Annotated in this window: 14 protein-coding genes; 1 reads left to right on the top strand and 13 read right to left on the bottom strand. The window is 60.0% G+C overall.

Going from position 1 to position 13,173, the window contains the following annotated elements:
- Positions 1-189 (top strand): hypothetical protein (locus HK22_RS15370; protein WP_233142665.1); only part of this gene is annotated, 189 nt, incomplete at its 5' end.
- A 50-nt stretch (positions 190-239) separates the two neighbouring features.
- Here HK22_RS15370 and HK22_RS13505 read toward each other — a convergent pair.
- The 13 genes from HK22_RS13505 to HK22_RS13445 form a co-directional block, all read right to left on the bottom strand.
- Positions 240-2,702: a S8 family peptidase gene (locus HK22_RS13505; protein ID WP_086649646.1), complete on the bottom strand. Its 2,463-nt coding sequence runs from the start codon at positions 2,700-2,702 to the stop codon at positions 240-242.
- 14 nt (positions 2,703-2,716) lie between these two features.
- Entirely contained in the window at positions 2,717-3,700 is a 984-nt protein-coding gene (locus tag HK22_RS13500) for an AAA family ATPase (RefSeq protein WP_086649645.1), read from the bottom strand.
- 189 nt (positions 3,701-3,889) lie between these two features.
- On the bottom strand, positions 3,890-4,120 hold the full coding sequence (locus tag HK22_RS13495) for a DUF2274 domain-containing protein (RefSeq protein WP_086649644.1): 231 nt from the start codon (positions 4,118-4,120) through the stop codon (positions 3,890-3,892).
- A complete protein-coding gene (locus HK22_RS13490; RefSeq protein WP_086649643.1) occupies positions 4,117-5,292 on the bottom strand; it encodes a TrbI/VirB10 family protein in 1,176 nt (391 codons plus the stop codon). The genes HK22_RS13495 and HK22_RS13490 overlap by 4 nt, the downstream gene beginning before the upstream one ends.
- Complete coding sequence (gene trbG, locus HK22_RS13485; protein WP_086649642.1) at positions 5,289-6,290, bottom strand: P-type conjugative transfer protein TrbG; 1,002 nt, start codon at positions 6,288-6,290, stop codon at positions 5,289-5,291. Before trbG ends, HK22_RS13490 begins: the two co-directional genes overlap by 4 nt.
- On the bottom strand, positions 6,287-6,970 hold the full coding sequence (gene trbF, locus HK22_RS13480; protein WP_086649641.1) for a conjugal transfer protein TrbF: 684 nt from the start codon (positions 6,968-6,970) through the stop codon (positions 6,287-6,289). The genes trbG and trbF overlap by 4 nt, the downstream gene beginning before the upstream one ends.
- Positions 6,971-6,975: 5 nt before the next feature.
- Positions 6,976-7,779 (bottom strand): P-type conjugative transfer protein TrbL, encoded by an 804-nt coding sequence (gene trbL, locus HK22_RS13475; RefSeq protein ID WP_086649640.1) that lies wholly within the window; start codon positions 7,777-7,779, stop codon positions 6,976-6,978.
- A 5-nt stretch (positions 7,780-7,784) separates the two neighbouring features.
- The gene (gene trbJ, locus HK22_RS13470) at positions 7,785-8,519 is read right to left on the bottom strand and encodes a P-type conjugative transfer protein TrbJ (RefSeq protein WP_086649639.1); all 735 of its coding nucleotides are present in this window, start codon (positions 8,517-8,519) and stop codon (positions 7,785-7,787) included.
- The gene (gene trbE / locus HK22_RS13465; RefSeq protein WP_086649638.1) at positions 8,516-10,957 is read right to left on the bottom strand and encodes a conjugal transfer protein TrbE; all 2,442 of its coding nucleotides are present in this window, start codon (positions 10,955-10,957) and stop codon (positions 8,516-8,518) included. Before trbE ends, trbJ begins: the two co-directional genes overlap by 4 nt.
- An 18-nt stretch (positions 10,958-10,975) precedes the next feature.
- Positions 10,976-11,254, bottom strand: a complete 279-nt coding sequence (locus tag HK22_RS13460; RefSeq protein WP_086649637.1) for a VirB3 family type IV secretion system protein — start codon at positions 11,252-11,254, stop codon at positions 10,976-10,978.
- Positions 11,254-11,586, bottom strand: coding sequence for a TrbC/VirB2 family protein (locus tag HK22_RS13455; protein ID WP_086649636.1), 333 nt, complete (start codon positions 11,584-11,586; stop codon positions 11,254-11,256). The genes HK22_RS13460 and HK22_RS13455 overlap by 1 nt, the downstream gene beginning before the upstream one ends.
- Entirely contained in the window at positions 11,583-12,560 is a 978-nt protein-coding gene (gene trbB / locus HK22_RS13450) for a P-type conjugative transfer ATPase TrbB (protein ID WP_086649635.1), read from the bottom strand. The genes HK22_RS13455 and trbB overlap by 4 nt, the downstream gene beginning before the upstream one ends.
- Before the next feature lie 175 nt (positions 12,561-12,735).
- Entirely contained in the window at positions 12,736-13,170 is a 435-nt protein-coding gene (locus HK22_RS13445) for a CopG family transcriptional regulator (RefSeq protein ID WP_086649648.1), read from the bottom strand.
- Between the last annotated feature and the right edge of the window lie 3 nt (positions 13,171-13,173).

The following is a 13,173-nucleotide window of genomic DNA, read 5'->3' as shown; positions in this document are numbered from 1 at the left end:
ATCCTTCATGAGTTTCCTCAATATCGCCGCCGCAAAACTCTGGATTGGGTCTTTGGTCAACGTGACTTAAGCTTAGTCCATGAAGCGAAACCCCGCCAGCTCAATGACCTGGCGGGGTTTTTGCGATTTGAGATGGTTGCGGGGACACGCAGCCCCCGATACCGACAATCACTAATGTTTGCTGTTTAGTCGTGACGCTTACTCACAAAAACATAACGGAAACAGCCGTGTAACTCTGGTCAAGAAGCGGGAACTGCTACAGCCAGCTTATTGGCGATTGCTGTATAAAGATCGATTTCCGCACCAGGCGCACGGATCGACACCAGAAGTGCGTATCGTACCGAGCGTTCCCAGCGCTGCAAACCAGGCTTCTCTTTCCACCAGCCACTGACCGGGAACACACCGACAGCATCACGCTCAGCAAGTGCGGCCGCACTTCCACGCCATACATCTGAATGGATTGAGCCTCGATCCCGTATAGAGCCCAACACCCAATTGTCTCCGCCAGACGCACTCCCCATTGTACCAACTTCCTCCGCCTCGGCAGCCTTATTAATCCGTGTCCGAAACTGCTGAAGACTTTCGAGGGAGCGTTTCACAGCAAAACGAAGAGCATGGGAAGCATAACGATGCCTTCGCGTCCACCCTCTTTCGCCGGGATTAGGCTCAACGAAGTAAGATAGGGTCACTCTCAATTCTACATCTTGATCACCGAGCGCAAGCAGTTCATCGCGCGGCCACGGTAGATGATGTAAATTCATATCCCTTGTTTTAATGTTTGAGCCATCTTTTCGGAAAGGCAGCAGAGCGTCCTCTACCATAAGGGTCGCGTCATTTAGAGCACTCATCAACGCTCGTCCAAGATCTGGTACACCCCAGCCATAACGACGCAACATCGCCATCTTCTGCGTCTGATTGGTAGCGGCGTTAAAGCGACTTTGCATCGCCGGCGTCCACTCAGCCGAATGAACCACCAATCCTCGCACCGTCTCCGGCCACAGTTCAGGCCTGGCGGCAATAATACCAGCCGATAGATTAGCTGCTAAGGCCGTGGCCGCGCTGGTATCACCAAATACGTCAAACAAGCGAGCATTCGGCCGAAAATGCGTTGTAATGAGTTGAAGGTCGTCGATTGCCGAGGCTGGATTAACTCCGTCATAGGCAAGGTTACCGCCCTCGAACACCACATCGGGACGGATCGGCCACTGTCGATCCCATATTCCTGACGTACGACTAGTTGGCGCCAAGTCTCCCGCAGGTGCGAGAGCTTCCCAGTCAGCATAGTCCGGATGCGTAATGGTAATTTTATCCGTATACGCTCCAACGACGAGCGCATTCCATGCTTGAGCCGGACTTTCAACCTCTGCAAGGTCATTCGCGTCAGGATATTCCGCTGCGACGATATCGCCTCGCAAGTTTCCTGCTGCCAAGACTATTAAACGACGATGAATCCCGTTGCCATAACAAAGCTGATCAATAGCCGCAGACCATGAGGAGGGACGCCCACGTCCTAAGCCGATGTCGCTAGTCACCGCCATGCAAAACACGCGCCGTCGGCGCGGTGCGCATGCTTCTGCCTTGGTGATCCCTACCTCTGTTATGGCACCATAAAGTTCAGGATCGTTCTGATCGCGGGGCGACAAAATCTTCACGGACTCTAAACGGTGCTGCAAGTTGATGACAGCGTTTCCGCTCAATGCCGCTTCGAGATCGCCATACAATGCAACGCCAGCCATCGCAGTGCCATGGCCGTTCCAAAAAGCACTATCCCCCACACCCCATGAATTATCGTAAGCGTGCTGATCCGCAGGATCGAGGCCTGGCGCAATGAGAACGTGTCCTTGGGTCGTCCCGCTATCGAGAACGCAGACCGCAGGTGCCAGAATTGATGGCGGATTGACCCTTTCAGCAAGATCAGCCGCCCATTCGACTTGCTCAACAGCGCCCATTTCAAGAAATAGCGATGGAGTATCCTTCGCAATCCTTAATTCAGCGATTGCATCGGTGTTTCCAACCAACCGCACCATTGTGGATTCGTTCGCAAGTACCAGCACAACGTCCCGTTCTGGAAAGCTGATTATATGCTCTTTCAGAACGACATTCAGGCGTTCCGCAACCGTCCGAAATGTCCCAAGTCTATCTTCACGCAACCACACTTCCCACCAAGCCTGACGCCCAGCCTGAGGAAACAACGTCATGTCATCGGTAAAAAGAGAGCGAAGAGCAGCCAAATGAATATCTTCAATCCGAGCAACAAGAGCTTCGTTTTTTGGCTTACCCGTTCTCGTGTCCTCGTCGCGATAGGCCTCGATCTTCTTGACAAAGAAATCAGCGGATTTCTCCGGCACAAATACCGTAGCCGAAATCAACTCTCCTTCGTCCTCGGGCAGTCGCACTGCAACTAATTCGATCGATTTGGGTTTATTCTCCAACCTATCCAAAGCAGTTCGTTCGGCGGTGGGAATCTCAAACTCCAGGTAAAAACCACGCTCACCCTCGGCGATGGTTTCATCACGCGCTTCAAGCTTACGACGGGCCTCTGAGAGCGCATTGCCGATAGCATGTTCAAGTTTGCGCGCGTGCGCAGCCCGAACTCTAGCAGGCGGCAAGCCAGAGTCCCCTCGCTTTGGCGAAGTATAAAGTTCTTTCTCTCCGCCCCCTTCCATATGCAGGTGCGGTCGATCTCGCTTCATATCCACCATAGCGCTCTAAAAAATCAAAACGTAGCCGCCTTACGCTCCGCGAGCGCAGCGAGCAGCATAGATTGGTCGACATTCTCGGTTCCACCAAGAATAGCCATCTTGGCCGCATCGTCTGCGGCACGAGCAATCTCCGCCTGACTGAGACCACCTGTGGCTTTAAGCACTTGATCCCAATCAATCAATTTCAATTTAAATGTCGCCAAATGTGATTCCAGAATTCCGCGCGCAATTTTCGGATCAGGCAGCCCATAAGTAATTACATCATCAAATCGACGAAATAGTGCTTTATCGAGCAACTCAAGATGGTTTGTAGCAGCCACTATGAGACTTGGCCCATCATCGTTCTCGATAAATTGAAGAAATGAATTAAGTACACGTCGGATTTCACCAACGTCATTTGGACCAGCGCGCTGAGCACCGACAGCGTCAAATTCATCAAAGAAGTAGACACCGCGCTGGACGGCAATGGCATCGAACACCAGTCTAAGGCGACTTGCCGTCTCCCCCATCAACTTCCCAATTAGCCCGTCATAAAGGACTGTAAACAATGGCAACTTAAGTTCGCCTGCCAAGACGGCAGCCGTCATGGTTTTACCTGAGCCTGGCGGCCCAACAAGAAGGATCTTTCGACGGGGCGTCAGCCCCCGCGCACGAAGCCTCTCCTGTTGACGTTGTTCCGTCAGCACCCGGCGAATTCGCTCTCCGAGTTCTGGTGTCAGCACCATGCTGTTGAGGCGAATGTTAGAATAACGCGCAGAAAGAAGGCTTGTAAGTTCGCCCTTAGGTTGCGCGATAGGCACGGGGCCAGCGCCGCGTCGGGCAACTGTCGCGTCTTTACCTTTTGCTGCCTCAACCAGCTCTCGCAATTCCTGCGCAAGCTTGCCATGCCCTTGACGCGCCTCATGAGCGGCCAATTGCGTCGCAACGGAGAGAAAACGTTGCTCGTCTCCAGCGATATGGCTTTGCAGCAGGGCGACGATGTGACGCGCAGTGGTCATAGGTTCCTTCAGTGGGGGCGGTCGCCTCCCATTGGCTGACGATCCTAGTACGCTATAATGCGGTCTGAATTAGAAAGATGCATTCGTCAAGCTATTCACTCAGATCGGCCCCCTGCCGACAGCGTAAAAATCGATCAAACTCACCCTCATCAATGTCGTAATGTGATAGCATATCTCAAATCGTGCATTTTATCTGATCGCCTTGTTTTGTCTCCGCACCTTGGCGAAACCCCGATCGGTAGCGATAAACCGGGTCAACATGGGCACAACGAGGCGCAATGGATCAGCGGGTGCCTGCCCGGTTCCTCGAACCAAAATTTCGGCATAGGCGGCAAGATCACGATGTAGGGTAGCTGGCAGCTCCAGCGTGACTTTCACGGGCTTGTCGTCCTCGATTGGGCCGAGCTTCAGCTTCGTCATGGGCGGAATTCCTTCTCTTTCCAAGGCTTGAGGATAAGGTCGCTATTCAGAATTAGCGTGAACGGCAGGCCGGGCCTGTCGGTCAGCGTCGGCTGAATATTCAGGCTGCGGTCGATCAGACGGTTACCGACCATGGAGAAACCGTTGCTGGCCCCTGAACGGATGGCCTGCATCAGGTTGTTCTCGTTCCATGACGTGCCGGCTTCGGAACCCACGCTGAGAAGAGTCGTCACGAGGGCAGCCTTGAAAAGCTGGCCCCAATGATTGTTGACCTCATCGGACAGGCCAGACTGCCCGATGGCGTCGCCACCGGGCAGCTTTTCCAGCACCAGGCTCTCCCCGTTCGGGTAAATCAGCCGGGTCCAGATGATCTGAGTGCGCTGCTGCCCGAAGGAGACGCTGCTGTTATAGGCCCCGAACAGGGTGCTGCCCTGCGGGATCAGAAGATACCGCCCGGTCGGGCTGTCATAGACGTTCTGGGTCACATGCCCCACGATCTGGCCCGGCAGATCGGAGCTGATTTTCGTGTTCAGCGCACCAGCGATGACAGTGCCCGCCTGAAGAATATAGGGGGACGCGGGCGGCATAATCCGGTCGGGACTGGTCGTCGCACGGTCCGGCTGGCCCGCCAGAAAGTTGCGATTGCCAGCCTGCTGGTCGGTTCCTGCTGATGATGCCTGCGCTCCGGACGCGGTCTGTGCCGGGACCGTCTGCGCGCTCTGACCTTCCCGCATCTCGACCTGCGCGAAAAGTCGGCTGGTGCGCGCCGCCTCGATTTCCTGGTCGCCGCGACGATCCCCCATGCCGGGAACCGGCCCCGCACATCCCTGCCGCTGAGCATTGAGGATAGGCCTGCCCAGATCACCGGGCAGGGGCGACCCCAGCTTCGGCACGCCGTTTCCGACATAGTCGGACGGCAGTCCCGCCAACCCATCGGCCGAGGGACGGACATCGGTATCCTGCGTAGCGGGCGACGATGGCGGCCGATGGCTGGCCTGAAGGGCATACCCAAGCGCGAAGGCCACCGCGACCATGCCGACCCCGCCCAGCGACCAGACCACGGTGCGCGACAGACGGACCACGCGCGGTCGATCGGCCCGCAGACGCAGATCGGGCGGTGACGCTGGCGCAGCACCTTCGGGGCTTCCCGCTGCCGAGTCCTGCCCGGTCATGACGGCCGCCCGTCCGTGCGCACGATCCACACGCGCTGCTCGGAGTGCTTGTCACCCAGGCTCAATTCGGCGGCGGCAAACAGGCGGTCGACAATCATCCAGTTCTGCCGGACCCGATAATTGACCAGTTCCGGGCCACCATCCGCCCCCAGGACAAAGAGCGGCGGCAGTTCCCCCTGCCCAATCCCCGACGGGAAGGCGATATAGACCTTGTGGCCGTCATCGAAGGCCCGACTGGGAAGCCAGGGCGGTGTGCCCCCTTTTACTGGCTGGATGGCATAGCGGAAATTCAGGGCGTCGAGATTGAGGCCCGTTTCAATGGACGCTTCGTCATCAGCCGCACTATCCCGCCGATGCAGCGCGATCAGGTCATCCTCAGGGTAATCCCAGGACACGGACGCCATATACGTGGCAGGCGTGGAGCGCAGTTCGGCCAGATAGGTCCGCCGGTCGGTGTTGACGATCAGGTTGGTGGTGAGATCCGGCCGCGTTGGCTTGACCAGAATATGGATGCGTTTGGTCGCCCCTGCCCCGCTTTCGGTATCGCCGATGATCCAGCGTACCGTATCCCCGGCGGCGACCGGCCCGCTGCCAACCAGCTTTTCGCCCTTCTGGAGCATGATATCGGTAATCTCGCCGGGCGAGGTGTAGACCTGATAGAGGGCACCGGGCGAATAGGGATAGACCTGCACGGCATTGATGAACCCGGCCCGCGTCGGCTGGATGCGTGCCGCCAGATTGGCCTGTATCACGCGCGCTGCGGGATCGGCGACTTCGGGTGCCGGATGGACCGTGCGTCGTGAGGGTAGCGGCTTGAGCTGGCCCGGCAGGGAAAGGATTTTAGGGACTTCCACGACCTGCACAGGCTTCGGCGGATCGGGCTGGCGCCTCGCCTCCACGGCATCATCGTAGCGGATGACAGGGGGATGATACTGCCCCGCGCAGGCGGACAGGGTGAGCAGCGCCAGTGGAACGGCGCGCATGACCATGCGGATCATTGTCCGAGTTCCTTCGACCAGTTGATAGCGGAGACGTAGATTCCGAGAGGGTTTTTCCGCAGATGATCGGCATCGCGGGGCGTGCGCAGCACGACAGACACGATGGCGGTCCAGCGTTCGGTGCCGGTAAAGGCGCCGTCGCGGTAATGGCGCTCGGTCCAGGCGACACGGAAGCTGCCGGGCGAAGCCCTGATCACTGACGCGATGTCCACCTCGACCTGCTCGCGGCCAATCCGCGAGAACGGGTCGTTCAGGCGCGCATAATCGTTGAGAGCCTGCGCCCCCGAAATGGCGGTGAAATCATAGGCGCGCAGCCAGTTATGGCGAACCACCACCGCATCCGATGACAGGCCACGGACGTCGCCAATAAACTGCGCCAGATACCAGGCAATCTGCGGATCGGTCGGTGTGTAACCCGCTGTGGCAGGCATCACGACCTGCGCCTGACCGGATCTATCGACCTGCACGACCCAGGGCACGACGGTGCCGCGCGCGGACTGCCAGACCAGACCGGCACCAAGGCCGGCGGACACAAACAGTGACCCAAACGCCATCAGACGCCAGTTGCGGGCCTGCACACGGGCGGAGCCGATGCGCTCGTCCCAGATCTGCGCGGCTTTCTGATAGGGCGTAACCGGTTCGGGCGTGATCCCGTAGCGGCTGGTGGAGCGACGAAGCATCGTCCTCATTCCTTTTCCGAGAGATCAATGCTGGAACTTCCGCTGCCGCCATCGGCCGAGCGGATGACATGAGCCGCCTCGGCGGCATGGGTCGCGGCGTTGCGGCGCTTCATGCTCCGCGCCCAGCGGGGTGGCGTGCCTTCGGGACCGCCACTTTCTCGACCACCATCCGCTGGGCCGCCGCCGTTCGCATCGGACGAGACGACGTTGCCGAGCACCTTCTCCGCCAGGAAGGCCGTCCGGTTGAACAGCGCAAAGGGGATCAGGACGAAACCGGCCAGTGTCGTCAGCTTGAACTCGATCAACGCCACGAGAAGCTGCACGGCCAGGATGAAGAACGCGGCCAGCACGATCAGCCAGGACAGGCAGAGCACGAAGATCTGCACGAAATTCTTGAAGAAGGCGACCGGCCCGAGAAGATTATGAACGGACTCCAGCAGCGGCTGGGCCGCCTCGAACCCGGTCGCGGCCAGCCGTCCGGGACGGAGGAAATCGGACAATGTCAGATTGCCACCTCCGGCCTTCAGGCCCATGGCGGCGAAACTATCGAACACCACCTTCGCAAGATGGTCGAAATTATTGATCAGGAACGCGAAGAACCCGATATACAGTGTCTTCTTTACCAGACGCTGTATGATGTCCTCATCCGCCGCCCAGGCCCAGAACAACCCGGCGAGCGCGATATCGAGCACGGAGAGTGTTCCGGCCAGAGAAACCACGTTTCCTTTCAACAGACCGAAGCCGCTGTCGATCGTGGTCGTGAAAGTATTGAGGAAAGTGTCGATAACACCGACGTCGTTCGTGGACATGACCGTCAGTTCCCGCCGCTGCCGAACATGGACACCGTGCCCGGCACATAGGCGTCATGCTGCGAAAAATGCTGATACTGCGCATCACTTTCCGCTTCCGTCGCGGCGTCGCGCGCCTGTTGCAGGGCCGTGGCGCGACCGTTCGCGGCGAGTTCGGCCTGAATGTCGGAAAGCTGATGCGATTGCAGGGCCAGAAGCTGATTGCCCGCCTGCGCCGCCTGCAACGCCCCGGTCGATGTCTGGCTGGCCGAAACCAGTTGCGTCATGGCTGAACTGTCGCTGGGGATGTTTCCTACCACCCGAGCCTGAAGTTTCAGCGCGTCCTCAAACCCGCCGACGGAATTCTGCCACCGCGTTTGCGCCTGGCTGAAAAGGGCGCTGTCGGACATGCCCGATGAGACCGACGTATAAGACTGCTGGTACTGCTGCTCGACGGACTGGACGCTGTAGGCAATGTTCTGCGCCTGCGCGAGCAGTGCCGTGGTCTGGGAAATCGTCGATTGCAGCGTCGAGAGAGTCGATAGCGGCAGGCTCGCCAGATTACGGCCCTGATTGACCAGCATCTGCGCCTGATTGGCCAGCGACGTGATCTGGTTGTCGATCTGCTGGAGCGTCCGGGCCGCGATCAGCACATTCTCGACGTGGTTCGCGCCGTCATACACCGCCCATTGTGCCCGGGCCTCCGGCACGCCAAGCGACAACAGGGCCGCTGCACCACAGAAAAAGATCACCTGCCTCATGACACGTCCCCTTCCCGCAGAAGGTCCGCAGCCCATGACACGCCACGCACGTCGAACCAGGCAGGCAGAAAACCGTCCCGCCCATGTTCCGCCAGCACACTGTCGATCAGCCGGTGATCGTCCTTGCCGGATGCCGCGCATAGCGCCAGGGCAACAGGACCGAGCCCCAGTTCGAACAGGCGGTTCCCCCGCTGCGTCTGACAGTAATACTCCCGCTTGGACGCGGCGCGGGCGATGATGGCGATCTGCCGGTCGTTCAGGCCGAAATCCCGATAGAGCGCCATGATCTGCGGCTCGATCGCCTGCTCGTTCGGCAGGAATATCCGTGTCGGGCAGCTTTCGACCACTGCTGGCGCGATAGGACTGTTGGCGATGTCCGACAGGGACTGTGTGGCAAAGATGACGCTGGCGTTCTTCTTGCGCAGGGTTTTCAGCCATTCCCGCAACTGACCGGCGAAATCGCCGTCATCCAGAACCAGCCAGCCCTCGTCGATTACCAGCAGGGTCGGCCTCCCGTCCAGCCGGCCTTCGATCCGATGGAACAGATAGGACAGCACGGATGATGCAGCGCCCGAGCCGATCAGACCTTCGGTTTCGAACACCACGACGTCGGCATCGCCCAGACGCTCGACATCCGCGTCGAGCAGGCGGCCATAGGGACCACTGAGGCAGTATGGGGCCAGAGCCTGTTTCAGGGCGTTGGACTGGAGGAGCGCTATCAGCCCGGACATTGTTCGCTCCTGCACGGGAGACGACGCAAGGGAATTCAGGGCCGACCAAAGGTGAGACTTCACCTCCGGGGTCAGCGCCACGCCCTCGCCGACAAGGATCTGGCCGAGCCATTCGCTGGCCCATTTACGCTCATCGGAATCATCAATCCGCGCCAGAGGCTGGAGTGATACACCGCTACCCTGTTCTCCAGCGGCATCCTCGTCGGTCAAACCACCGCCGAGGTCATGCCAGTCCCCGTCCATCGCCAGCGTTGCCGCACGCATCGACCCGCCAAAATCAAAGGCGAAAATCTGCGATCCCGTGTAGCGGCGAAACTGAAGCGCCATCAAAGCCAGCAGCACCGACTTACCCGCCCCTGTCGGGCCGGCGATCAGCGTATGGCCGACATCCCCGACATGGAGCGAAAACCGGAATGGTGTCGCCCCCGCCGTTTTCCCGTAGAACAGCGGCGGGGCGTTGAAGTGGGTGTCGCGCTCCGGTCCAGCCCACACCGCTGACAGCGGAATCATATGCGCGAGGTTCAAGGTCGAAACCGGCGGCTGGCGGACGTTGGCGTAGACATGGCCCGGCAGGCTCCCGAGCCACGCTTCCACCGCATTCAGGCTTTCGGTCATGCAGGTGAAGTCGCGCCCCTGAATGATCTTCTCCACGAGACGAAGTTTTTCCTCCGCTATGGAGGCGCTGCCATCCCACACCGTAACCGTGGCCGTGATATAGGCTTGGCCCACATCATCGGCACCCAGCGATTGCAAAGCGAGGTCAGCATCCGCCGCCTTGTTGGCGGCGTCATTGTCCACCAGAACGGACGCCTCGTTGGTCATGACCTCCCGGACAATGGCTGCGATGCTCTTACGTTTTGCGAACCACTGCCGACGGATTTTCGTCAGCACCTTCGTCGCATCCGTCTTGTCGAGCAGGATGGCGCGGGTGGACCAGCGATACGGCATGGCCAACCGGTTCAGGTCGTCCAGAATTCCGGGGAGGGTTCGGCTCGGGAAGCCCGTAATGGTCAGGGTTTTCAGAAACGCATCACCAAGTTTCGGCTCCAGACCGCCCGCCAGCGGCTGGTCCACCAGCAGCGCATCGAGGTGCATCGGGATTTCCGGCACCCTGACGCGCTGGTTCCGGGTCGAAATGGTGCTGTGCAGATGGGTCAGCGTTTCACCGTCATTCAGCCATGCCGCTTCGGGCATGAACCCGTCCAGCAGGGCCAGCATCCGATCCGTGCGGTCCACGAACGCATGGAGCATGCCGTGCGGGTCTGGCCCGTCGTGCTCCCGGCCCTCATAGAGAAACCGCTCGGCACGCCCTGATGATTCTGCCGGCGGCAGCCAGACCAGGGTGAGGAAATACCGGCTCTCGAAATGCGCCCCCTCATCCTCGAACTGCTCACGCCGTTCCAGATCCACCATCTGGCTGGCCGCATCCGGGAAATCGCTCTCGGGATACACTGTTGCCGGAACGCGCTGCGCTTCCACAAACACCGCCCAGCCGGAACCAAGACGACGGAGCGCATTATTCAACCGCCCGGTCACACCCACCAGTTCGGCAGGCGTGGCGCTATCCAGATCGGGACCGCGTATCTTTGCCGTGCGCTGGAAGGAACCGTCCTTGTTCAGGACAACGCCTTTCTCAACGAGCGCGGCCCACGGCAGGAAATCGGACAGGAGCGCGGCACGGTTGCGATATTCGCCAAGGGACATCATCGCCCTGCCCTCCCCTCCCTATGCCCGCAACCAGGTGGGATAGCGGAGATGCCGCCGGCCCACCTCGACGAACAGCGGATCGCGCTTCGCTCCCCAGACCGCGAGCGTGTGCCCCACGATCCAGAATGCGGCTCCAATCAGCCACAGTCGCAGACCCAGAGAAATCGCTGCCCCCAGCGTACCGTTGGCGATGGCCAGCGTACGGGGTGCCCCGCCCAGCAGGATCGGGTCGGTCAGGGAGCGATGCACCGGGACATGGAAGCCCGGCACCGCGTCATCGTCATATCCAGCGCCCATCAGATCAGCGCTCCGCCGCTGAAGCTGAAGAACGACAGAAAGAACGAGCTGGCCGCGAAAGCGATGGACAGGCCAAAAACGATCTGGATCAGGCGGCGGAAGCCGCCGGATGTTTCGCCAAAGGCCAGGGTCAGGCCGGTCACGGTGATGATGATCACCGACACGATGCGCGCCACCGGTCCCTGCACGGATTCCAGGATCTGGTTGAGCGGTTCCTCCCACGGCATATCCGACCCCGACGCCATGGCAGAGGAGCACCATGCGATGGACAGCAGCAGCATGGCGGAAAGGACAGGTGTGTATCGACGCACGCGGATTATGGCATGGGTCATTGGGATTCTCCCGAATGCTGGAAGGGATGGATGCAATAAGCGCCTGTGGCGGGGTCGAGCCCGTCCACAGTGGCAAGTTCGGATAGCCGACGGGCGTTGCCCCGCCCGGAGAGGACAGCGATGACGTCGATCGTCTCTGCGATCAGCGCGCGGGGCACGGTGACCACGATCTCCTGGATCAGTTGCTCCATGCGATGCAGGGCACCGATGGCGGTACCTGCATGCAGCGTGCCGATCCCACCGGGATGACCCGTGCCCCAGGCCTTGAGCAGATCCAGCGCCTCGGGACCGCGCACCTCGCCGATCGGGATACGATCAGGCCGCAGCCGCAGGGCCGAACGGACCAGCTCGGACAGCGTGACGATGCCGTCCTTTGTGCGCAGGGACACCAGATTGGGTGCCGCGCATTGCAGTTCGCGCGTATCCTCGATCAGGACGACGCGGTCACCGGTTTTCGCGACTTCGGCCAGCAGGGCGTTGACCAGCGTGGTTTTGCCGGTGGATGTCCCACCCGCGACCAGAATGTTCTTTCTCTCGGCAACGGCCTGGCGCAGGAAATCCGCCTGCCCCACCGTCATGATCCCGGTGGCGACATAATCGTCGAGGGTGAACACGGCGACGGCCGGCTTGCGGATGGCGAAACTGGGCGCTGTGACCACTGGCGGGAGCAATCCCTCGAACCGCTCCCCGGTCGGCAATTCCGCCGATACGCGCGGTACCGCTTCATGCACCTCCGCCCCGACATGGTGTGCGACCAGGCGCACGATGCGCTCGGCATCGGCTGGCGTAATCCTGTCGCCCGTGTCGGACAGTCCTTCGGACAGCCGGTCGATCCACAACCGCCCGTCCGGATTGAGCATGACCTCGACCACGCCGGGATCGGCAAGGTGACCCGCAATCGCTGGCCCCATCGCAGTGCGCAGCATCGAGATGCCGCGTGCCTGACTCTCTGAATTATGATGCGAAACCACCATCTGATCCCCGCTCGAACGGGACCAGAACAGATGATCCCCACACGGGGATGATTAAAAGAGGCCCATTTCGGCTCGATTCAACAACTATCGCATACCGTGCGGTCATCGCGTGGAAACGGCGGCGATCGGCGGGATTGACGAATCCTTGCGCCAACCCCACGCAATCTGACGATTACTAGGGGTCTTCACCACCATTGCGCCGCGTGTCGATGTCCCGCGACAGCTCCCTGAGAAACCGATCTCCGGTCGCCAGTTTCCGTCCGAGCGATTGTAGGAAACCCTCGAACCGCTCGACGCCTTTCACCCTGGCGGATGCCTGGGCACTGTCAGGCAGTGGCGGGGTGACAGTCAGCCAGAAACGGATGAACAGTGCCAGCGTCTCGCCCATAATGGCGAGGTCTTCGTCCATCCCAGTGATCTGGCGGTCAATCCTGTCCATGCGACGGGCGAACACCGCCTCCAGTCGCTCCGAGGCGTCGGCAGAAAGGAAGGAAGCGACGGCCGCTTCGATTACCGCCGATTTCGAGACATTGCGCCGCAACGCCAGCGCCTCGACCTGCTTCAGAAGCTCCGGCTCGAAATACACATTCATGCGGGTCTTGCTCGGCATGGG

Source organism: Gluconobacter sp. DsW_056 (assembly GCF_002153595.1).
Classification (GTDB): domain Bacteria; phylum Pseudomonadota; class Alphaproteobacteria; order Acetobacterales; family Acetobacteraceae; genus Gluconobacter; species Gluconobacter albidus.
This window is presented reverse-complemented; position numbering and strand designations above follow the sequence as displayed.